The organism is Pontiella desulfatans, assembly GCF_900890425.1.
Classification (GTDB): Bacteria; Verrucomicrobiota; Kiritimatiellia; order Kiritimatiellales; family Pontiellaceae; genus Pontiella; species Pontiella desulfatans.
This window is the reverse complement of record NZ_CAAHFG010000004.1, coordinates 651,918-673,330: the sequence shown is the minus strand read 5'-3', so window position 1 is coordinate 673,330 and position 21,413 is coordinate 651,918. Positions and strand designations below refer to the sequence as shown.

Below are 21,413 nucleotides of genomic sequence, written 5' to 3'. Positions count from 1 at the left end.
TAAAGAGAATGCAATGAAGAGATGATCGGAAAGTCACATTGATAATCCTAAGTATATTTCAATCATACATTAGCTAGGGAGGCTAAAATGAAACATGTAAGAAAGAAACTAGGCGTTGTTGCCGCCGCGTTCCTCGCGATTGCATCGATCGCCCACGGAACGACGGAAGGTGTCAAAGTAAAACTGAGTGCGGTGAATACGTTCAAGGAAGGTTCCGCGAATGTCATGGTATCTCAAGTCCGTGTGGTCAATTCACTTGGAACCGCCGTTAGCGACGTAACGGTGTCCGCCGCGTCGGGATCGGCCTTGACGGTGATACCGAGCGTGTTCACGATCGACTATCTGGCCGCTGGTGCCAGCGTTGTGCTCGACGACACGGTAGCCGTGGTCACGCCCGAATTCACGGGCCAGGAACAACCCGAAGGCCTTGAGCTTGAGTGGGACATCACCGCAACCGTCATCGCACCGGAAGGAGCGCCTATGGTGGCCATGGTAGAACCGGCGGTCGCCCCCGTCACGCTTGCCCCGGTCGATCTGATCTTCTGCATCGATAGCACAGGCAGCATGTGGGACGACATTGGCGCTGTAAAAGCCGCCGCGAACGAGATCATCACCCAAATCGCCACGGACATTCCTGAATTCAGGATTGCAGTGGTAGACTACCGTGATTTCCCCGTTTCCCCTTACGGAGGTAGCACGGATTATGAGTACCGGGATGTCCTGCCCTTCACCACCGACCAAGCCGCAGCTGTGGCTGCCATCAACTCCATCGGAACGGGCGGAGGTGCCGACTGGCCGGAATCCGCCTATGCGGCCCTGATGCACTGCATCGACTCCACCTCTCTTGGTGGCTGGCGCCCGGAAGGCATGAGCAAACGGGTGATGATCATCATGACCGACGCTCCGCCGCACGACCCGGAACCCTTCACTGGGTATGTCGCAAACGACGTTTGCCTGGCAGCCCTCGAAGCTGGCGCGTCGATCCTGTATCCTGTGATTATCGGTGGCGACAGCTCCGCAGCCGCCTACTTCCAGGCCCTTGCCGACTGCACCGGTGGCGAAGTCTTCACCGCCGCCAACGCCAGTGCCGTTGTTGCCGCTATTAAGGCCGCCTTGGAAGAGATTTCCTATTCCCCGGTCGTCAATGCTGGCGGCCCGTATATCGGCGATCCTGGCCAAGCCATCGTTTTCGATGCGAGTGCCTCGTTCGATCCCGACGGCGTGATTGTCCTGTTCGAATGGGATTGGGACGCCGACGGTGTTTATGACGAAGCCACCGGCGTGCCGACGGCGACACACTCCTGGCCTGCCGAATACACGGGCATCGTCAGGGTTCGTGCCATGGATAACGATGGCCGCACCTCCGTTGGAGCAGCCGACGTAACAGTCGCAGACCACACACCGCCCCAAATCCTGTCTGCCGACGCGATCCCGAACCCGGCCATGGTGGGCGAAACCGTCACCTTCTCGGTCGACGCGATCGACTCCTACGACCCCACCCTCGATGTGGTCTGGGACTTCGGCGACGGATCGCCTGCAACCACCGACACGACGCATGCCTATGCCGCTGCTGGAACCTACAAAGCCACGGTAACCGTGACAGACGATGCCGGCAATAGCACCAGCCTTGCTGTAACGGTTGTTGTTTCCGACATCCGCGCCGGATTTGCGTTCGGCTGGGGATGCATAACCTCGCCGAAGGGTGCCTATTCGGCGAATGGGTCGATCAACGGCGAAGCCCGCTTCGTGGTCTACTCGAAATACAACGACGGTGAGACCATTCCGGTTGGCCGTGCCGGCTTCAACCTCCAGGCAGGCAGCCTGAAGTTCGCTAGCGATAACTATGAAGCTCTGGTCGTCAGCCCGGATGGAAAGAACGCCCAGATTTCGGGCGAAGGCACCGCCAATGGAAAGCCCGGATACAAGTTCATGGTTTGGATGGGCGACGACACCGCCGATACCTTCCGGATCCGTATCTGGAAGGAAGATGTTACCGGCGCCGAGACCACCATCTACGACAATGGCAGCATGCTGCCGATCTGGAAGGGTGGCATTGTCATCAGCAAGGAAAACAACCCGGAAAAATGGTGGCTGAACCTCTAGCAACCTAGCCGCTGGCCAAAATGTGCCGTCACGGCACAACCACCAGCCCCGTCATTTTTGGCGGGGCTTTTCTTTTGGGATAAGCAACGTTTGCCAAGCCGCGCCGTGCTCATTACCTTAGCTTGAACGGAGGTTTTCATGGAGTGGTTGAACGAGTTGCTGGGCAAGGTGGATGATTTTGTATGGGGGCCGGTGATGATCGTCCTGCTGGTCGGCTCCGGACTCTTCCTGACCGTACGCCTGATGTTCGTGCAAGTCCGGCATCTCGGCCATGCCATCGCCTGTGTGATGGGGAAATACGACCAGCCCGATGAAAGCGGCGATGTCTCCCATTTCAAGGCGCTGGCCACGGCCCTCTCGGCCACCATCGGCACCGGCAACATTGCCGGCGTGGCCACGGCCATTGCGTCCGGCGGCCCCGGCGCGGTATTCTGGATGTGGGTCACGGCGCTGGTCGGCATGGCCACCAAGTTCACCTCCTGCACCCTGGCGGTGAAGTACCGCAAGATCCATGAGGATGGTTCTGCCAGCGGCGGCCCCATGTATTTCCTCTCCCTGGGTTTGAAAAACAAAATGCTGGGCGGATTCCTCGGAGCCCTGTTCGCCTTCTTCGGGGTAGTGGCGTCGTTTGGAATCGGAAACATGGTGCAGGCCAACTCCGTGGTCGGAGGCCTGGCCTACCTGTTGCCGGATGCCGCGCAAAGTGGAGGATTCACTCTTTGGGATGGCTTTGAAATCAGCTGGATGAGCTTGGCGACCGGGCTTACCCTTTCGGCGCTGGCCGGCATCGTGATTCTTGGCGGCATCAAGCGCATCGCCAATGTTGCAGGTGTCATTGTTCCATTCATGTGCTGCTTCTACGTCGTTGGCGCGGGCGTCATCCTGATCCTTCATGCCGCGGCCATTCCCGAAGCGTTCGGTTTGATTTTCAAATATGCCTTCACGCCCTACGCCGTTGGCGGCGGGGTGATTGGGACGACGGTGCGTTTCGGTGTGGCGCGTGGTGTCTTTTCCAACGAATCCGGTCTTGGCTCGGCGCCGATCGCCCACGCGGCGGTCAAAACCAACGAGCCGGTGCGCGAAGGCACGGTGGCCATGCTGGGGCCGCTCATCGATACGCTGATCATCTGCACCATGACGGCGTTGGTGATCCTGGTGACGGGCGCCCATTCCAGCGAGCACGATGGCGGGGCGCTAACGGCATACGCTTTCCAGGAAGGGTTGTTTGGCTGGGGGCACTATCTGGTTGGCATCGGCCTGGTGTTTTTCGCCTATTCCACCATGCTCGGCTGGTCCTATTACGGGGATCGCTGCGCGGAATACCTGTTCGGGTCGAAAGCAATTCCGGTCTACCGCTGGCTATTCGTCGTTGCCATCACCATCGGCGCCGTAGGCGGATTGAAGGTTATCTGGACACTGGCCGACATTTCGAACGCCCTCATGGCCATCCCCAACCTGATCGGCCTGATGCTGCTCTCCGGTGTCGTGGCGAGGGAAACAAAGAAATATTGCAAACGGTTGAAAAACGGTGAATTCACCAAGCGTTAAACCTGCCCACTATTTTTTTTCCTGCTCCGCTGGCTTTTCGGTTTCCCGGAAACTGATGGAGGCCGAGTTGATGCAATAACGCAGGCCGGTGGGTGGCGGACCGTCGGGAAAGACGTGCCCCAGATGGGCATCGCATTTGCTGCAGACCACTTCGGTTCGGATCATGCCGGCGGAGGTATCGCGGTGTTCGGTGATGACTTTGTCGTTGACCGGCTTGAAATAGCTTGGCCACCCGCAACCGGAATCAAACTTGGTGTCGGAAAGAAAGAGGTCGGTTCCGCAACAGATGCAGGAATAGATTCCCCACTCCTTGTTGTCCCAGTATTTCCCCGTATATGGCCGCTCGGTTCCCTTCTGCCGGGCAACGTAATATTGCATGTCGTCGAGCTGTTCCTTCCATTCGGCCTCGGTTTTGACCACCTTGTTCGTATCCATGGATTTTGCCTCCTCTTTTGCGCAGGCCGTCAACCCGGCCAAGGCGATTAATAAAACAGTATATAGATACCTCATCATGCAACCTCCGAATAAAAGACCCTTTTAGTCTAGTTGCTGTTCAATGCAGACACAATTTTCTTTTCCAACGATTTCATTGAAACCGCCCCCGAGGGGGATTAGGTTCCTGCCATCGAATGGAGAGCATGGTGAACGACGACTGGATCGATATTAGGAAAGACCCTGCACATGTGAAGCGTGAGCGGGCCAAGGCCAAGGAACTGCGCAAGGGCGACTGGTGGAAACAACAACTCACCCAAGGGGTCTGCCATTATTGCGGGGGTCATTTCCAACCCGATGAGTTGACCATGGATCATGTGTTGCCCGTCGTACGCGGCGGAAAGAGCACCAAGTCCAACTGCGTTGCCTGCTGCAAGGAATGCAACAACGAGAAGAAATACCTCACCCCCGCTGAGCTGATCATGCGGGAGTTGGAGAATGAATCCGAACCGTCCAACGATTAGAGCATTTTAAATAATTCTATAGCCATTAGATGAGTCATTGTGTAGAGTTCTTTGCATGAGCACTCTATCACTGGATCTACGCCAGAGAATTCTGGCCACCTACGATGCCGGAGAAGGAACCCGGCAGGACATTGCTGACCGATACAAGGTATCGCTTGGTATGGTAAAGAAGCTCCTCTCGCAACGGAAGCGAACCGGCGATATCGCCCCGCTTCACAGCCATTCAGGAAGAAAACCCTACTTCACCCAAGAGCACCGGAAGCAGATGAAAACGCTGATTGATCGGCAACCTGATATCACGTTGTGGGAGATCCGAGAGCAACTGGAGCTCGATTGCACGCTGCCTGCCATTCACTATGTACTCAAGGACATGGGGATGAGCTTTAAAAAAAACGCTTCACGCCAGCGAGCAAGGGCGCGAAGACGTGAAACTCGCACGGGCTGAGTGGATGGCCATGCAAGGGCAACTTGACATTGCTCGGTTGGTCTTTATTGATGAGGCTGGAGCCAAGACCAATATGACTCGGCTGTACGGACGCTCGCCGAAAAATGAGCGGGCTTACGATCACGCCCCGCATGGCCATTGGTGTACCACCACCATGATCTCCTCCATTCGTTTCAACGGAGAAACAGCCTGCATGGCGATTGATGCCGCCACAAGCGGCGATGTATTCCGTGCCTATGTCGAACAGGTTCTAGCTCCGACTCTTCGAGTGGGCGATATCGTTGTGCTTGATAACCTCTCGGCTCATAAGGACAAGGCTTCGTTACAGTTGATCGAAGAAGCTGGGGCAGAGGTTTGGTTCCTTCCGCCCTACAGTCCTGATCTCAATCCCATCGAAAAGATGTGGAGCAAAGTAAAGCAATTGCTTCGCGGGGAAAAAGCGCGCTCCCTGGAATCTCTGTTTGATGCGATCGGCGCTGCCTTAGGGTGCGTTAGTGCGGCGGATGCTCAAGGTTGGTTTGCCTCATGCGGCTACAGTTTAAATTAAATTGCTCTAGTCGGGGTCCACGGCGTTGGCCAGCTCTTCACCTTTTTCATAGGCGGAAATGTTTTCGAGCGTCGTCTTCGCAATGGCCGAAACGGCTTCTTCGGTAAAGTAGGCCTGATGCCCCGTAATCACCACGTTCGGGAAGGTGGTCAGGCGGGCAAATACATCGTCGGTACGGATTTCAAAGGTTTTGTCTTCAAAGAACAGTTCCTCTTCTTCCTCGTAGACGTCGATCCCCAGATAGCCGATCTTCTCCGATTTTAGGCCTTCAATGGCAGCACGGGCATCAATCAACGCACCACGGCTGGTGTTGATGATCATTACGCCCTTCTTCATTTTGGCGATGGCATCCATCCCGATCAAATGACGCGTCTCCTTAAACAGGGGGCAGTGAAGCGTAATAATGTCCGATTGTGCAAACAGTTCATCGCGCTCGACATATTTTACGCCTAGCGCCTCGCACGCTGGATTCTTGAATTTATCATGGGCAATGATGTTGCAACCAAATCCATTCAGGATTCTGGCCACGCATTCCCCGATTTTCCCGGTTCCCACCAAACCAACCGTGCGCCCCCGCATATCGAAGCCCAGGAGTCCATCCAGCGAGAAATTGCCTTCCTTGACCCGCGAATTCGCCCAGTAGACCTTCCGGTTCAGGGCAAGCATCAAACCCACCGTGTGCTCCGCGACGGCATACGGGGAATAGGCCGGAACGCGAACAACCGAAATACCCAGCTCCTTGGCACTGTGGATATCAACATTGTTGAACCCCGCGCACCGCAAGGCCACGAGCCTTGTACCCTGGGCAGCCAGTGCAATCAGCACGGAAGCATCGACCTGATCGTTCACGAAGACACAGGCGCACTCGTAGCCCTCGGCCAACTTAAGGGTTTCGCGGCGAAGCTTTGATTCAAAATAGGTAATCTCGTGGCCAAAATCCTTATTGGCCAAATCAAAAAACTTACGGTCGTAGGGTTTGTTGCTGAAAAAAGCGATTTTCATGGGGTTCTCGTTCGGGGATGGGCCTTAAAATAGGTCGAGCTGGTCGGGCTGTGCCGCAAACTGGGGAAAACGCATTTCCGCCTTTCCAATCATTTTCACCAGATCGTGCTCCAGGCAGGATTCCCCGCGCATTTCAAGCGTCTCAAGGATTTTGGCGAATAGAAGCCCGCAGTAGGAACTATCCTCCTCCGCCCGGTGGAAGGTTCCGCTTGGGAATCCGAAATGGCGAACCAACGTCCCCAGGCGATAGTTCGCTAGGCCGGGGAAAACAAGGCGCGCCAGCGGAAGCGTGTCGAGCACGACACCTTTCGGCGCGGCTGCCTTATGCAAATTCACATCCTCAAGCAGGAACTTGAAATCGAAGGGAGCATTGTGCGCCACTAAAGGCAAATCACCGCAGAAGTCGGCAAAATCGCCCATCACGTCTTTAATACGGGGCTGGCCCCGAACCATATCATCCGAGATCCCATTCACCTCCGATGCATCCGGCGGAATCGGAATGCCTGGATCAACCAAGGTTCCAAAGCCTTTCACGGCCCGGGCTCCGTCGAACAAAACCGCACCCACTTCGACAATCATGTCGGCATTGGGTTTTGTTCCCGTGGTTTCCAAATCAAAAGCAACGAATTTCATAATATAGTACCAATATAGGATGGTTTCGGCTCTTGCGAACCAAAAGGGGAATAAAAAAAACCCGCCCGGGTTAATGGGCGGGTCTTTCGAATCACCTGACGCGTTCCTTAGTTGGTGGAAGCGGTCTGGCGAGCCAGTTCGCGCTGGGCGCGAGTCATTCCGCGGTCGTCCACCTGGGTGGCTTTGACGGAGATGATCAGGTTTTTCTTCTGCGAACGGGAACCTTCGGTGCGGAAGAGGCGTCCGATGTACGGGATATCCCCGAGGAACGGAACCTGGTCGCGGAAGGTTTCAGTGCGCTCGTCAACCAGACCGCCCATAATGACAGTGCTACCATCGGCGATGGTGACCTGCGTCTGAACCGTCCGGGTTTCGAAGTAAGGCATGCGAGCCAACAGGGCACTACCGTCGCCGAACAGTTCGGACTGGTTGTTACCACCGGATTCGTATGCGTTGTAACCTACGACGTAGTTGTCGAAACCTTTGAAGTTGTTGATTTCGGGCTGCAGGTCGAGGTCGATGGTGTTGCTTTCAGCGTCAACCACCGGAGTAACCTTGAGCACGACACCAAGGTCGTAGTCTTCCCAGTCCTGCGGCTTGACGACCGGAGCAGTACGCTGACCGGTTTCAACGTCGTAGTCCTGCGGGTAGCGGTGGACTTCCACAACGCGGATGATGGCTTCGTTGCCGCTCTTGGTAGTTACACGCGGAGCGGAGAGAACATCGCCGGTACCTTCCTGTTCCATGGCGGTGATCGCCAGGTCGAACGGGAACTGGCCGTTGTTTGCGAGAACCATCTGGGCCGGAGCACCGCCCATGCTGGACAGGATGCCGGACTGGAGGGTCTCGAAGGCCGTGGTGTTGTTGCGCTGGGCGTTACCGAACATGTTCTGGCCTGGGCCAGTCGAGTTGTAAGGATTTGAGATCGTTTCATAACCCGTGGATGGGCTGTTCAACAGAACGCCGCTGCTCGGTCCTACTGCAGTTGTACCAGATGTAACACCTTGGCTACGCTTGTAGTAAGAGTTTTGCGTGTCCAAACCGAGGCCGGCAAATTCGCCGTCGTCGTACAGCGTCCAGTCGAATCCGAGTTCTTCCAAGGCACCTTCGTTGTATTCAACGAACTTGGCTTCGATTTCAACCTGCTGGGAACGCTTCTTGATCGCGTCGTCTTCGAGCTCGGCAAGGATGTCCTCAACCGCCTTGATGTTCTTCTCGGTGTTCTTGACGAACAGCTTGTGGAAGTTCGGCTGGTAGATTGCAGAGGAACCTTCCGGCCAATCAACGATGGAGAAGAATCCCTGAACGTCAACCGGTCCGCCGGCGGCGCTATCGGAGGAGGCATCGCCGAACAGGTCGTCGGCTCCGCCGCCACCACCGCTGCCAGCCATGGACTCGAGTTCCATGCCGACTTCTGGGATCACGTCGTAGGGTACGGTTTTAAGGTCGGCCGGCGGAACATGGCCAACCGGCATGATCGCAACGGCTTTGGGCTGCACTTCGAATTTCAGGGAAGCCATTTCCACAATGTACGAAAGCGCTTCGAAGAGGCTCATGTCGCGGATGGAGATGGTGATGTTGTTCTGGTCGGCGGCCATGGAATCCTCCATGCCGAGCAGAAGGATGTTCACTCCCTGCTTGCTGGTGTCGAGACGACGGCAAGTTTCCGTGAGGAAGAGCACAACGTCCTTGATGTTTGCATCGCGGAAGTCGAGGCTCGGGATGGTGATTCCCTGCAAACGCGCAGTCATGTTTTCGACGGCGATCTGCTCCGGGGACTTAACCTTAACTTCGGTTTCACCGAGGTCGACGTTAAGAACCGTGCTTTCCGGATTCCATGCGGTATCCACACTGGCCATGGCCTGTGCACGGCTGGAACGTTGCTTCTGAACTTCGTTGGAAGCAATCTTCTGTGCGGTGCGTTTCAGGTATTCCATTGCTTTGCGGTTGAACGGGTCTTCGTCCAAAACAGCTTCAAAAGCGGCTTCGGCCTTGACCAAGTCACCAGCGCGATAGAATGCGACAGCCCGGGAGAACATGTCGGATTCAACTTCAGCGGGAGCGACGGCCACCGGAGCAGGAGCTACGGCCGCGGTTTCTACCGTTGCAGGTTGCGCGGATTCAACCGCGGCAGGCGCGGGTGCGGCTTCCGGAGCGGCTGCGGGTGCAGCGGCTTCGGTGCCCTGGGCAGCATCCAGCTGCGCGAATACGTCATCCAGGCTTTCCTGGGCTCGAATCGTTTGTACTCCAACAAGAGATACAACCAAAAGAGATGAGATATAGGTTCTATTCATTTCCTTCCCCTCTACTTCTATTTAAATGCCAACTCAACCGCGTGTTGACCAGGGCCCGCGGAAAGCATTTACCAACAACTATCACCCTATTCTAAATCCTCCGGCGAACCACCTAGCCCGCCTTCGGCCAAACCGACAATGTCGAACACTTCTTCGGTTTCCAAATGCTTCACCACGACCTTGTCGGGATGCACACTCAGAACCGTGTACTCGTCACTATGCAAAGATAATAACGCGCCCATAGTAGCGATTATGGGAGTGCGATCAAGAATATTAATCAACTCAACTTCACTTTCTGGATCGGCGGTCGTTTTGCCCTTTTCGAGCACAATTTCCGATTCGCCGCGCCGGACCACAAGCCGTCCGGTTTCACCGAATGCCTGCCCGGGGATAAAGCGTTGAACGACAATGCCTTTCAGGGCGCTCTTCAAATCCTCATGGATCTCATCACGCAGCCCTTCACCCAGATCCTCGCCCACCATTTTGAAATAGGTGTTGCCGTCGGAAGGTGTGTTTATCTGGAAAACCAGCTTCCCATCGGGCAATTCGCTCTCCCCCTGGAACACGGCCGGAAACGGAATATCGCGCCGTTTGACAAACCGCAGCTTCAAGGCATACGGGGGATGGGAGCCGGCATCCCGGGGGTCGCTCTTAAAACGGAACTCCTCAAGATTGGTAAACCCATCGCCGTCCAGATCGGTCAGCGCGTCCGCGACATTATATTTGTCCAGTCCATATTTAAGCTCCCAGTCGTCGGTAATGCCGTCGCCGTCGCGATCCAGTTGGTTCATTGCGGGTTGTGGGATGTTCGAATAGGGGCAGACCTCCGCCTCGTAGGGAATGGGGTAGGCGCTGCCGATCGCCACAACCCGCAATTCACTGACCAACAGGCCCAGATGGGAAGCATCCGACTGAACCGGGCGCTCCGTTGCGGCGACGGCACGTTCCAGGGCTCCGAAATCCAACGCTTCGGCCGGGCGTTCACGGCTTGGGCTTGCCCAGGCGCGGGCGGCCAGGCGGGCCTTGCCCGAGACGACCTGCCTGCCAACGGCAACCAACGACACAACCAAAGCGATCAACAGGCAAAGCAACACCATGCCTTCGATCCCCAGGAAAGCCTTGCGGGACGTCTTCATCGGCCCTCCCCTTCCGCACCGAAGTTGTAGACATCCACCACCATGGACACCTGAACGTCATCATTGCCGGCGATAATCCGCTCGGGACGCGAGAGCGCCTTTTTCCCGACCAGGATGCCCTCGGAAAGATAGCGCAGGGTTTCATCGTCCGTTTCGCCGGCGCGCTTCACCAGGTCGGGATTGTAGGCGAGGATGTTCGATTTCGTGGTATGCGAAAACCCGGATACAACGATGAAATGCGGGGCGGCGGCGAACCGGTCGAGTACGCGCCAAACCACATCCTCCTTGGCCGTGAAGGAAACCCCCACGCGCTCCGTATAGTAGAGGCCTTCGGGATGGACTTCCGAGGCCAGCAACATACGCGCCCGGGGTCTCTCCTCTGGATTGGCCGGACGGCTTGGCCGGCGGCGACGCTCCTGGTTCGGCGGCGGCAAAGCTTCCTCCTCGAACGTTTCGCGCGTGAGGCTGTCGATGGAGCCCACACCGCTACGAACCAGCACCTCGGCAACGCGCTCGACCGAATAGAGCTGGCGCGAAAGGCGCGGCACGTGCGGGTTGGCCGGCACGGAACCGCCACTGGCATACTGGGCAAACCCGACCTCCAGCGAATCCGGCAAAACGACCCCCTCCTGCAGCGCCATTTTCCGGAACCGTTCAATCACATCCTGCGCACGCGCCGAAAAATCGGCCGCCTCGATGCTGTCCTGCGGAAGCGGATCCCGCATGAGGGCCGCCGCCAGCTCGCCGGCTTCATATTCCAGCTTGTCCAGGTTTTCCTGCACGGCTCCGATATTTTCCTCCGAAGGGAAGGGCTGACGGTCGTGCAACCGCTCAAGTTGGCGATAGCTGCTTTTCAGCGCCCGCTTCTCGTTGCCCAGCCTGACATTGCCCAGAACCAGGAAAACCAATTCGGCAACGAGGAGCATGGCACAGAGGCCGCCGCCCATGATCAACAGTTTGTTTTTCTCGAAATTCATTCCGAGCCCTCCTCGAAATGGACATCGAGCACAAACTCCCGGGCAAACCGCTTTTTGGTCGGCCGCTTGAACACCTTCGTTTTTTCACTGAACCGATCCTTCGCACGCAGGCGGTCGCGGAGCTGGATAATGGCATCCTCTCCCTTGCCCTCCCGGTCGAGATAGCTCACCACCGTAATTCGCTGCCCGATGGTGCTTTCATCCTGCAGGATAGGCTCGCTTCCGAGCACGAACATGCCTTCGGCCAGACAACCGCGGATATCCACCAGCACATCCAGCCAGAAGGTACGGCGCTCAATGGCGCCCTCATAGACTTCGGATTGGCGCTGCAATTCGGCAATCCTGCGCTCCAGGGGTAGCATCTTTTTTTCAACGCGCTCCAAGGCCTGGATTCGGGCACGCACCTCGCGGTTCTCGATCTCCGCAAGGGCAGCCAGCCGGTTGAGTCCAACAATCCATGTGCCGGCCACCAGCACAGCGGCGGCGGCACCGGCGACGAACAGCGGCTGCTTCCGGCGGAAGCTATGCGCCTTTTCCAGCGCTTCCGGCACGAGGTTGATTTCCATCCCGCCCGACCGGGCCAAGCCCGCCAAAACCGCGATGTTGCCAGGATCGGCAACCACTACGCTTTGCTGAACGCCCAGCAACGGGTCGAACGCTTCCACGGGGATGCCGAGCCGGCTCTCCGTTTCGCCAAGATGGCCGAGCCCGCCCGCCAGCAGGATGCGCTGCGGGGCATTGCCCCCCTGCTGGCTCCGATAAAAGGTGATGGAGCGCTCGATCTCCTGCACCAGCCGTTGCCCCATGCTGCCCGCCACCGGCAACGTACGGAAAAAGGTGCGGTCGCCATCGATGAAGACGAGGTTGGTCGATTGCTTGCCGGCATCGACGAGCAGGCTGGGCCCGGTACCGGTGGGTTGTGTTGCCCGCACGGCATTGGCCAGCGCCGCCGGGGCCACATCGACCCGCTCGACCAGCAGGCCGTTGGCACTGACCGCATGCACCAACCCATCGACCAGCTCGGCCTTGACCGCCACCAGCAGCACTTCGGGTTCCGGGGCCGATGCATCGACGATATGGGCGTCCCAGACCACCTCGTCGATCGGGAAAGGAATATTCTGAACGGCTTCATGGCGGATCGTCTGCGCAACCTTGTCGGCGGCGACCGGCGGCAGTTTGACCAGCCGGGAAAAGACGGATTGGCCCTCGATGGAAACAACGGCCTTGCGCACGGTCGGCTTGCGCTCGTCCAGCAGCCGCTTCAGCGCCGTGGCCACAACGGCCTCGCGGGCCATCTCGATATGCGGGTCGGAATCGATCGCCACACTGCCGTGGTCGAGCAGTTCAAGCTGGCCGGAGGCATGGCGGGCAAAAACACCCAACCGGATGAAATCCGCGCCTATATCCAGTGCTATGAACCTGTCCGCTTTCACATTTCCCATCCTTTGTCCAGCAGTTGGGAATGATGCTACCGCATGGGGGGTATAAAAAGAAAAAAGAGGTTAAATCAGACTCAACAGATGTGCCGCCGCCACGCCGGGATCGGTTTCGCGCAGCAGGCTTTCGCCCACCAGGATCGCATGCGCGCCGGCCTCTTTAAGCTGCACGACGTCCTCCGGAGCCTTTATACCGCTTTCGCTAACCAGGGTGCAGCCAGCCGGCGCCATGGCCGCCAGCTCGAACGTGGTGTCGAGCGTGGTCACGAAGGTTTTCAGGTTGCGGTTGTTGATGCCGATGCAGTCCGATCCCACATCGATGGCGCGGAGCATCTCCTCCTTGTCGTGCACCTCCACCAGCGGCTGGAGCCCGATTCCTCGGATTTCCTTCAGGAAGGTGGCCAGTTCGCCATCCGTCAGCGCGCCCACAATCAGCAGCACCGCCGACGCCCCCATGGTCTTGGCATGGGCAATCTGCCAGGAATCAACCACGAACTCCTTGTAGAGCATCGGCAAGCCAATGGCCTCGCGGACCTCCGCAAAATCCTCCGCCCCGCCGCCGAAATATGTGTGGTCCATCAGGCACGAAACCGCGCTGGCCCCGTTGGCCTCGTAGCCCCGGGCGATGCCCGACGGACTGAACGGATCGCGGATCAGCCCGGCCGACGGCGACTTACGCTTCACTTCCGCAATCAGCCCCATCGGCGTTGCCCGCAGCGCCTCAACGAAGTCTGGGCGGCTTTCAACCGCCTGCGCCTGCAGGTCAGCGAGCGAAACGAGCTTCTTCCGTTCTTCAATTTCAACACGCTTGTCCGCGCAGATTTGTTCGAGAATGTTCATGATTCGTAGTCTTCGTGCTTTTTGAGCCTTTTCGTGGCTATCTATTCTTCTTGAGATACGCCTCAATGAACGGATCGAGGTTGCCGTCGAGCACCCCTTGGGCGTTGCCGACCACCTCGTCGGTGCGGTGGTCCTTCACCTGCGTATACGGCTGAAGGACATAGGAGCGGATTTGCGAGCCCCAGGCAATTTCGCCCTTGTCGCCGTAGAGCTGTTCGACGGCCTGGCGCTGCTTGTCCTGCTCGTGTTCATAGAGCCGCGCCTTGAGCATTTTCATGGCGGCGGCCTTGTTCTTATGCTGCGAACGCTCGGCCTGGCACTGCACCACCGTGCCGGTCGGCAAGTGGACGATACGCACCGCCGAATCGGTGGTGTTGACGTGCTGCCCTCCCGCACCTTGGGCCCGGTAGGTATCGATGCGCAACTCGGACTCCACGATTTCGATATCGATGTCGTCATCGATCTCCGGCGTCACGTCGACAGCGACAAACGAGGTGTGGCGGCGCGACTGCGAATCGAACGGGCTGATGCGCACCAGCCGGTGCACCCCGCGTTCGGACTTCAGCAGGCCATAGGCATACGCACCGGAAATCAACACCGACACGCTCTTGATGCCCGCTTCATCCCCGGCCTGGTAGTCCATGATCTGAACCTTGAACTCCTTGCGCTCGGCATAGCGCGTGAACATGCGGTAGAGCATATCCGCCCAGTCGCAGCTCTCCGTGCCCCCCGCCCCGGCGTGCAACGTCAGGTAGGCCCCGTTGCCATCGAACTCGCCGCCGAGCAGCGACTGCATTTCCAGCGACTGGAACCCACTCTCGACCTTGGCGATTTCGGCGGCGGCCTCGGCCAGCGCCTCATCCTCGCCCGCCTCGGCCAGCTCCAGCATCACCCCTGCATCGTCGAGCCCGGCGCTGATCGCATCGAACGGGTCGAGCACCAGCTTGAGCCCCTTGGTCGCGGCAATGTTGGCCTGCGCCTTGTTCTGGTCGTTCCAGAAATCCGGCCCGGCCGCCTCGGCCTCGAGCGCTTCAAGCTCCGCGCGCTTGGCGGCAATCGCCAGATAGCCCTCCATCTCGGAAAGCTGGCCCCGGAATTCATCTATCTTGTTTTTCAGTTCGTCTTGGGTCATCGGTTCAGTCCAATCGTTGGAAGGGCGCAATATAGCCCAACCTTCCCCGATGCCAAACCCTGCATTGAAGAAAAAAGCTAGTGTTTCTTTTCGTCCAACCGCCGGACAGCGGTATCTTCGGTAAGCAACTGCATCTGCCGGATGGCGGTCTGGTTGAGCTTCACCAACCGATCCTTTCGATCCATACCCTCGGCGATGAAAAGCGCATTCAGGTTTTCGAGGTTGGCCAGGCAAACCAGCTGCGCCGCATTGGCGTGGTCGCGGATGTTCCCCTTGTCATCGGGATGGCTTTCGCGCCACTACTTCGCCGGCATGCCGAAAAGTGCCGTGTTGAGCACATCGGCCTCGTTCGCGTAGACAAAACTGATCTGCTGCGGGGTCAGCTCCGGCGGAATCAGGTTGGCCTGCACCGCATCCGTATGGATGCGGTAGTTGATCTTCGCCAGGTTGCGCCGGATATCCCACCCCAACTGCTTCTGCTCGATTTCCTTGAGGCGCTGGAATTCCTTGATCAAGTACAGCCTGAACTCCACCGACACCAACGAGGCAAACGCGAACGCAATATCCTTGTGCGCAAACGTCCCCCCGTAGCGACCCGCCTTTGAAACAATGCCGATGGCTCCTGTCGGCAGGATCCACTTGGACGGGGTCATAACAAAGGCGTTGCTGCCCGCTTCATTTCTAACCGTGCCGAATTCGACACGGTTAAAATCCCGGTTGTTCAGCTGTTTCCAAACAATGGAAAAGTATTCCCCGAATCCCCCTCCCCATGGAAGCGCGCGGCGGCGGTTTTTGCGGGAATGTTAAATCCAGATTGACGATCGTCAATCTGGATTTAATGTCCGGGGCGGCGGATCGGGGTTGGAGGACAGTGGGGCGGACATTCTTGTCTGCCCGGCGCAGGCTGGAAAGCCTGCCCCATGTTGAAAAGCCTATTTCTTCACATCGGCCTTGAAGAAGCCTTGTGCCTGGGTCGGGGTGACGGTGGCGGAGTTGCGGGGGTAGGCGATGTTGGTTTCGAAGGGGGTGAACTGCGTGTGCTTGAGATTGGGCGTCCAGTGGATGTTGTAGACGCGGTTGGAGGCGGTCGGCCATTCGAGGATGAAGTTGCCGGAGACGGGGCTGGCCGAGAGCTTGAACAGCGAGGCGGGATTGGTGGGGATGGTTCCGGCAATGTATTCGGACAGGTTGTCCTGGCCGTCGGAATCGAAATCGTTGGTGGCGGCCTGGGAGAGGTTCAGGAAATAATCGCGTTCCCAGTCATCGTTCAGGCCATCGCCGTCGGTGTCGTCGCTGGCCCAGCTCCAAACGATGGAGGAGGCAAGGTCGTCCAAGACCACCACGATGCGGTTGGAACTGCCGGATGCCGGAACACTGCCGGTGCCCGTCCAACCGATGCAGGTGAAATTGGTGCCGCCGACATCAACAACGGTATCCACGGAACAGGTGACCGTCGACCTCCAGGCATAGGCCGCGGTTCCAGCAGCGGGAACCGGCGAGCCGAAATCGGACACGACGGTGAGTTCATAATCGCGCGCGTCGAAAACTACAGATACGGATTCCGAGGCCAACGTTGTGTCACGGACGGTGCGGAAACCGATCGTGTCCTGAAAAATGGAGGGTGCTGTCGTACTGACATCGCTACATCGCGCGTAGGGTGCATAATGATCCCAACTTCCGCCGCGAATGGCTCTCGACAATCCTGTTCCCCAGCACCACTCGTATACGTTGCCGGCCATGTCGTATAGGCCATATCCGTTGGCTTCGAAATAGCCGACGGGACTGGTGTGCGGACGGGAGCCATCGTCGAAGTCCGGATGCCATCCGGGAGGAGAGGTATCGCTCACATCGTAGCTGTAGGAGGATGAGCTTTGATAGTTGGCGTTGGTGTGCGCAATTTCATCGCCCCACGGGAAACGTTGGTTTTGCAAGCCGCCGCGCGCGGCAAATTCCCATTCCCCGTTGGTGGGCAGCCGGAATCCATTGCCCGAGCCGATTTCCGGTTCGCCAAAAAGACGGTTCTTGTAAACGGATCCGGTTGAAGTTTCATAAACGGGAACCAGCCCTTCCTTCTGGCTACGGGCGTTGCACCAGATGACGGCGTCGTACCAATCGACCTTCACGATTGGATGCCCGGATGCGCGAGATTCAAAAGTTGTGTTTATGGAAAACTGATTGGCCACGGCCCAGTTGTAAACGGATTGCCAGAGCTCCTTATCCACTTCGAACGCATCCATGAAAAAAGGATCTCCCGCTGGAACAAGCGCCATTTCGGATGGAACGGGATCGGAGGCCTGCACCGTGATGGAAAGATTGGAGACCACAACGCCATTCAGCTCGGTGCCGCCCTCCCAGAACGCATGCAGGCCGGTGCCTACGGACACGGTGCCCAGATCGGTTGTTGATACCCGGGTTGAACCGTTTGAAACAATGAGTGAAACATGGACGCTTGAACCGGAGATGCTGGAAACATCGTAGTGGATGTCTACCAGTCTGGTTCCTTCGCGCTGGGCGGCGGACACGTTGGAGAGCGTGATGGATGCATGGGTGTTGGCGGCAACCATCAGGGCGATGACGGAACAGCAAAAAAGGAGAGTCGAGTTCCTCCTCGACGACTGGAGGGGCAAGTTCCACCTTGCCTTGCGGGGATGTCCGGGTGGAACCGGACGCTCCATTGGCCCGGGTGGAACCGGGCCCTCCAAGACAGATTTCTTGCGAACTTCCCTATTCGACTTCAGGCACATCCTTCTTCCTCCGGAATTTCCAGCCTTTGGAACGAAGCACAAAGAGGACGGTGGCGCCGGCAATGAGGGCGACCTTGGAAAAGACGTTGCCGTTGCGGGTGTAGAAGGTTTTTTCGAGGCCGATGGGGCGGGGATGCAGTTGACCGGTGGTGAAGCCCTTGGTGAGGGGCTCGAGATTGCGCTGCACGTTGCCGTAGGCATCGATGATGCAGGAGACGCCGGTGTTGCAGCAGCGCGCCATGGGAATGCGGTTTTCGATGCAGCGGAAGATGGCGTGGGCCAGGTGCTGCTCCGACTGCGCGGAGGGATCGAACCAGGCATCGTTGCTTTGGCTGACCAACCAGCGCGCGCCGGCGCGGGTGGCGTTGACGGAAAGCGGGGCCACGATGTCTTCGAAACAGATGAGGGCGGAGAAGGAGGCGTTGCCGCGCAGCGGCAGGATGGTGCTTCCCGCGCCGTGGCGGAAGTCGACTTCGATGGGCGTGAACTTGCGCATGAGGCCGGGGAACGGAACATATTCACCGAACGGGACGAGGTGCTGCTTGTCGTATTTTCCGAGCTCTTCGCCATCCTTGCCGAACAGCATGGAGCTGTTGTAGTAGATGCGGCCGGCCTCGGTGAATTCGACATCCATGCTGCCCAGCAGCAACGGCGTTCCGGTGGCGGTCATGCTTTTCACGAGGTCGTAGCTGGCGCGGCTGGTGCGGAGGAAATCGGGCACGGCGGTTTCGGGCCAGATCATCAGGTCGATCCCCTCGAGCCGCAGGGCGGTGCTGCCCAGCTCGGCCAACCGGTCGCGGATCATTTGATCCATCTCCGTGTCCCATTTTTCAACCTGTGGAATGTTGGGTTGCACGAGGGCAACGTTGACCGATTCGTAGAATTCGGGACGGTTGAAGAGCACGTTCATGCCGTGCGCGATCGAGAGCGCGAGCGGAACGATGCCGATCATCAGCTCGAAATGCGGTCGGTATTTTTTCATCCGCGAACCGTGGGTGTATTGGCGGAAGGTGATGAAGGCGCCGGCGTTCATCCAAACAATGTAGGCCGACACAATGGAGACCCCGCCCCACTCGGCGATCTGGATGATGGTGGGGTTCGCGTATTGCGAAACACCGAGCGGATTCCACGGGAAGCCCGTCAGCAAAAAACCACGCACGTATTCGGCCCCGACCCACACCATGGTGACGGCAAACATGAAGCGTACGTTTTTCCAAACGTTCTCGCCCGCCCATCGTTGCACCCCGAGCGTGACCGTGATGGCGAACGGAATGAAGTAGAGGCCGCAGTAGAGCGCGAGCAGGGCATAGCCCACCAACGCGCTGGCCTTCATGCCAACCCCTTCGACCGTGCCGGTGAGGTTGTGCAACCACGAGAGCGACATCATGAAAAAGACAAAGCCGGAGAGCAACGCCAACCACGACGCCTTTTTGATGGACGCGCCTTGCACGGCAAACATGAGCGGAACCAGCGCCACGAAAATCAAGGTCGAGTTGCCAAAGCCCGGAAAGCCCAATGCCAGCAACACGCCGGATAGGATGCTGCCGAAGACCGCGAACCAGATCGACTGGAAAATGGGGTTGTTGAGATTTATGGCGGGACGTTCGGCATCGTATTTCTGCCGCTTCTTGTCCATTTCCTTGAACGAGCCTATCATGCGAAATCCATTCGTTAAAAGTCGAGGTTCATCAGCGAGGGAACCGATTGCCAATTGCGGTGCTGCATCTGCTGGCGGAATAGATCGGCCATGTATTCGAGCAGGTCGTCGGTTGCGGTGAGCGTCTGCTTGCACCGCGAACCTTCTTCGACATTCAGCGCGGCCAACCCCTTGAGCCCAAGCACCCCCTCGCCTTCGGTGGCATCCCAGAAGACAAACATGTTCTCGATGATGGCGCGGATGGATCGGTAGAGCATCATCTCATGCCGTTCGGATTCGGAAAGGGCAAGCCGCCCGAAATCGAGCGTCCACATCCGGTCGACCTGCGCCCCCGCCCACTCGGCCGGACGGATGATGCCGAGTGAAAAGTAGGGAAGCAACAACGGGAAATGGTGGAGCTCGGAAAGGATTTCAAGCCATCGGGCAACGTGCCGGCTGTGGGGTTGCATGGAGCCGAGCACCCGCTCGGCGGCGGCACGGTCGTTCACGGCGCAGAACGCGCGGGCAATCAACAGGGCCAGGTCGGTGCGCTGCACCCCGCCCGGATGGAATTCGCGGCAATACATGGCAACGCTCGCCGCCACATTGTCCGCCATGGTTCCGGGGGGGATTTCCAACGCGGCGAAAACCTCCTGCAGATGTACCTTCCAGGGATCCTGCCGTTCCAGGGTGTGAAAGGCCGCGGCTCTCATTCGCGTCCAATCAGGCGCTCGACCTCGTTCATGAACTGGCCGGCATCGCGGAAGCGGCGATAGACGGAGGCATAGCGGATATAGGCAACCTCATCGAGCTTCTCGAGTGCGGCCATCACTTTTTTACCCAGCATGATGCTCGGGATTTCCTTTTCGAATTCCGACTCGGCTTCCAAGAGAATCGAGTCGGCCAGACGTTCGATCTGCTCGACGCTGATGTGCCGTTTGCGGCAGGCAATGTTGAGGCTCTTAACGAGTTTGCTGCGGCTGAGCTCTTCCCGCCGGCCATCGCGCTTGGTCACCTGGAGCTGGGCACGCTGGATCTCTTCGTAGGTGGTGAAGCGGTGCCCGCAGCCAACACATACGCGCCGCCGTCGGATGGCATCGCCGTTGCGCACTTCCCGGCTATCGATTACACGGTTTTCCCGGCCTTCACATTTTGGACATCTCATGGAGCGTACCCCTTCCCTAGGTTGCGCAGAACATAGACTTAATGGACGAGTCCGAACAATAAAAAACGCCCCGCAGATGCGGGACGTTTTCGACTTTGTCAGAAGCACGCCTTATTTCTTTTTAGCGGCTTTTTTCTTCGCAGCCTTCTTCTTGGCCGGTGCCTTCTTGGCGGCGGCTTTCTTCTTGGCCGGCGCTTTCTTCACGGCTTTCTTTTTAGCCGGTGCCTTCTTGGCAGCCTTCTTAGCCGGTGCCTTCTTGGCTGCTTTCTTCTTAGCCGGTGCCTTCTTGGCGGCTTTCTTCTTGGCAGGCGCTTTCTTCGCAGCCTTCTTCTTGGCGGGCGCTTTCTTCGCAGCCTTCTTCTTGGCGGGCGCTTTCTTCGCAGCCTTCTTGGCGGGCGCTTTCTTCGCGGCCTTCTTCTTGGCCGGTGCCTTCTTGGCGGCGGCCTTCTTCTTGGCCGGTGCTTTCTTGGCCGGTGCTTTCTTTACGGCTTTCTTAGCCGGTGCTTTCTTCGCGGCCTTCTTAGCCGGTGCCTTCTTTGCTGCTTTCTTCTTCGCTGCCATTGTAGCCTCCTTGGTTATTACTCCTGACAAGCAACCATCGATGCATCTCCATTGCCCAAACGAGTTTGCAATCCTTCAAAGAAGTATCAATGATCGCCCTTCTGAAAAACGTTTATAAGCACAAAGCGAATGTTATGCAACCCGTTTGCTTTATAAAAACGCATGTCTCATATGAAGTTGCATCAATGAATTTATGGGATCACAAGCAATGAAATATCGGTGCGGTGCACAACAAAAAAGCCGCCCGCATCGCGGACG

At 57.7% G+C, this 21,413-nt stretch carries 19 protein-coding genes and 1 pseudogene; 5 read left to right on the top strand and 15 right to left on the bottom strand.

The genetic code is table 11. The annotated features are described in order from the left end of the window. Nucleotides 1-87: 87 nt before the first annotated feature. Entirely contained in the window at nt 88-2,103 is a 2,016-nt protein-coding gene (locus E9954_RS28370; protein WP_136082668.1) for a PKD domain-containing protein, read from the top strand. A gap of 138 nt (nt 2,104-2,241) precedes the next feature. After that, nucleotides 2,242-3,651 carry an alanine/glycine:cation symporter family protein gene (locus E9954_RS28365; protein ID WP_136082667.1) on the top strand — a complete coding sequence of 470 codons (1,410 nt, stop codon included), beginning with the start codon at nt 2,242-2,244 and terminating at the stop codon, nt 3,649-3,651. 9 nt (nt 3,652-3,660) lie between these two features. Here the strand turns inward: E9954_RS28365 and msrB are convergent, their stop codons facing one another. Next, nucleotides 3,661-4,086, bottom strand: a complete 426-nt coding sequence (gene msrB / locus E9954_RS28360) for a peptide-methionine (R)-S-oxide reductase MsrB (RefSeq protein WP_136083054.1) — start codon at nt 4,084-4,086, stop codon at nt 3,661-3,663. Nucleotides 4,087-4,289: 203 nt separating this feature from the next. Between msrB and E9954_RS28355 the strand changes: the two genes are divergently transcribed. From E9954_RS28355 to E9954_RS33190, 3 genes are read left to right on the top strand one after another with little or no spacing between them, the layout of a single operon-like run. After that, complete coding sequence (locus E9954_RS28355; protein ID WP_136082666.1) at nt 4,290-4,607, top strand: HNH endonuclease; 318 nt, start codon at nt 4,290-4,292, stop codon at nt 4,605-4,607. A gap of 55 nt (nt 4,608-4,662) precedes the next feature. After that, the gene (locus E9954_RS33195) at nt 4,663-5,052 is read left to right on the top strand and encodes an IS630 transposase-related protein (protein WP_222847016.1); all 390 of its coding nucleotides are present in this window, start codon (nt 4,663-4,665) and stop codon (nt 5,050-5,052) included. After that, nucleotides 5,033-5,599, top strand: coding sequence for an IS630 family transposase (locus E9954_RS33190; protein ID WP_222847015.1), 567 nt, complete (start codon nt 5,033-5,035; stop codon nt 5,597-5,599). The genes E9954_RS33195 and E9954_RS33190 overlap by 20 nt, the downstream gene beginning before the upstream one ends. Before the next feature lie 6 nt (nt 5,600-5,605). On the opposite strand, the gene E9954_RS28345 is transcribed toward E9954_RS33190, so the two are convergent. From E9954_RS28345 to E9954_RS33740, 14 genes and pseudogenes are all read right to left on the bottom strand, one after another. Beyond that, complete coding sequence (locus E9954_RS28345; protein WP_136082665.1) at nt 5,606-6,601, bottom strand: 2-hydroxyacid dehydrogenase; 996 nt, start codon at nt 6,599-6,601, stop codon at nt 5,606-5,608. Nucleotides 6,602-6,625: 24 nt separating this feature from the next. Beyond that, nucleotides 6,626-7,234, bottom strand: a complete 609-nt coding sequence (locus E9954_RS28340) for a 3'-5' exonuclease (RefSeq protein WP_136082664.1) — start codon at nt 7,232-7,234, stop codon at nt 6,626-6,628. 107 nt (nt 7,235-7,341) lie between these two features. Continuing rightward, on the bottom strand, nt 7,342-9,528 hold the full coding sequence (locus E9954_RS28335; protein ID WP_136082663.1) for a hypothetical protein: 2,187 nt from the start codon (nt 9,526-9,528) through the stop codon (nt 7,342-7,344). A gap of 86 nt (nt 9,529-9,614) precedes the next feature. Then, nucleotides 9,615-10,664: an Amuc_1099 family pilus-like system protein gene (locus E9954_RS28330; RefSeq protein ID WP_136082662.1), complete on the bottom strand. Its 1,050-nt coding sequence runs from the start codon at nt 10,662-10,664 to the stop codon at nt 9,615-9,617. Then, on the bottom strand, nt 10,661-11,641 hold the full coding sequence (locus tag E9954_RS28325) for an Amuc_1100 family pilus-like protein (protein ID WP_136082661.1): 981 nt from the start codon (nt 11,639-11,641) through the stop codon (nt 10,661-10,663). The genes E9954_RS28330 and E9954_RS28325 overlap by 4 nt, the downstream gene beginning before the upstream one ends. Then, nucleotides 11,638-13,074: a type IV pilus biogenesis protein PilM gene (gene pilM / locus E9954_RS28320; protein ID WP_168442661.1), complete on the bottom strand. Its 1,437-nt coding sequence runs from the start codon at nt 13,072-13,074 to the stop codon at nt 11,638-11,640. The genes E9954_RS28325 and pilM overlap by 4 nt, the downstream gene beginning before the upstream one ends. Before the next feature lie 69 nt (nt 13,075-13,143). After that, complete coding sequence (gene trpC / locus E9954_RS28315; protein WP_136082659.1) at nt 13,144-13,917, bottom strand: indole-3-glycerol phosphate synthase TrpC; 774 nt, start codon at nt 13,915-13,917, stop codon at nt 13,144-13,146. Nucleotides 13,918-13,954: 37 nt separating this feature from the next. After that, the gene (gene prfB / locus E9954_RS28310; protein ID WP_136082658.1) at nt 13,955-15,049 is read right to left on the bottom strand and encodes a peptide chain release factor 2; all 1,095 of its coding nucleotides are present in this window, start codon (nt 15,047-15,049) and stop codon (nt 13,955-13,957) included. 77 nt (nt 15,050-15,126) lie between these two features. Next, nucleotides 15,127-15,786, bottom strand: a pseudogene (locus E9954_RS33745) (KilA-N domain-containing protein); the annotation flags it as partial. 195 nt (nt 15,787-15,981) lie between these two features. Beyond that, complete coding sequence (locus tag E9954_RS28300) at nt 15,982-17,676, bottom strand: formylglycine-generating enzyme family protein (protein WP_168442660.1); 1,695 nt, start codon at nt 17,674-17,676, stop codon at nt 15,982-15,984. Nucleotides 17,677-17,773: 97 nt separating this feature from the next. Beyond that, a complete protein-coding gene (gene lnt, locus E9954_RS28295; RefSeq protein WP_136082656.1) occupies nt 17,774-19,450 on the bottom strand; it encodes an apolipoprotein N-acyltransferase in 1,677 nt (558 codons plus the stop codon). A 14-nt stretch (nt 19,451-19,464) separates the two neighbouring features. Continuing rightward, nucleotides 19,465-20,142 carry a hypothetical protein gene (locus E9954_RS28290; protein WP_136082655.1) on the bottom strand — a complete coding sequence of 226 codons (678 nt, stop codon included), beginning with the start codon at nt 20,140-20,142 and terminating at the stop codon, nt 19,465-19,467. Beyond that, a complete protein-coding gene (gene nrdR, locus E9954_RS28285) occupies nt 20,139-20,594 on the bottom strand; it encodes a transcriptional regulator NrdR (protein WP_136082654.1) in 456 nt (151 codons plus the stop codon). The genes E9954_RS28290 and nrdR overlap by 4 nt, the downstream gene beginning before the upstream one ends. Before the next feature lie 111 nt (nt 20,595-20,705). Beyond that, nucleotides 20,706-21,155, bottom strand: a complete 450-nt coding sequence (locus E9954_RS33740; protein ID WP_136082653.1) for a histone — start codon at nt 21,153-21,155, stop codon at nt 20,706-20,708. Nucleotides 21,156-21,413 lie beyond the last annotated feature (258 nt).

Coding starts and splice junctions, on each gene's coding strand:
- E9954_RS33195 (WP_222847016.1), top strand. CDS start 4,663: ATGAGCACTCTATCACTGGATCTACGCCAGAGAATTCTGGCCACCTAC.
- E9954_RS28370 (WP_136082668.1), top strand. CDS start 88: ATGAAACATGTAAGAAAGAAACTAGGCGTTGTTGCCGCCGCGTTCCTC.
- lnt (WP_136082656.1), bottom strand. CDS start 19,450: ATGATAGGCTCGTTCAAGGAAATGGACAAGAAGCGGCAGAAATACGAT.
- E9954_RS28290 (WP_136082655.1), bottom strand. CDS start 20,142: ATGAGAGCCGCGGCCTTTCACACCCTGGAACGGCAGGATCCCTGGAAG.
- E9954_RS33740 (WP_136082653.1), bottom strand. CDS start 21,155: ATGGCAGCGAAGAAGAAAGCAGCAAAGAAGGCACCGGCTAAGAAGGCC.
- E9954_RS28325 (WP_136082661.1), bottom strand. CDS start 11,641: ATGAATTTCGAGAAAAACAAACTGTTGATCATGGGCGGCGGCCTCTGT.
- trpC (WP_136082659.1), bottom strand. CDS start 13,917: ATGAACATTCTCGAACAAATCTGCGCGGACAAGCGTGTTGAAATTGAA.
- nrdR (WP_136082654.1), bottom strand. CDS start 20,594: ATGAGATGTCCAAAATGTGAAGGCCGGGAAAACCGTGTAATCGATAGC.
- E9954_RS28345 (WP_136082665.1), bottom strand. CDS start 6,601: ATGAAAATCGCTTTTTTCAGCAACAAACCCTACGACCGTAAGTTTTTT.
- E9954_RS28340 (WP_136082664.1), bottom strand. CDS start 7,234: ATGAAATTCGTTGCTTTTGATTTGGAAACCACGGGAACAAAACCCAAT.
- E9954_RS28365 (WP_136082667.1), top strand. CDS start 2,242: ATGGAGTGGTTGAACGAGTTGCTGGGCAAGGTGGATGATTTTGTATGG.
- E9954_RS28330 (WP_136082662.1), bottom strand. CDS start 10,664: ATGAAGACGTCCCGCAAGGCTTTCCTGGGGATCGAAGGCATGGTGTTG.
- E9954_RS28335 (WP_136082663.1), bottom strand. CDS start 9,528: ATGAATAGAACCTATATCTCATCTCTTTTGGTTGTATCTCTTGTTGGA.
- E9954_RS28355 (WP_136082666.1), top strand. CDS start 4,290: ATGGTGAACGACGACTGGATCGATATTAGGAAAGACCCTGCACATGTG.
- msrB (WP_136083054.1), bottom strand. CDS start 4,086: ATGGATACGAACAAGGTGGTCAAAACCGAGGCCGAATGGAAGGAACAG.
- prfB (WP_136082658.1), bottom strand. CDS start 15,049: ATGACCCAAGACGAACTGAAAAACAAGATAGATGAATTCCGGGGCCAG.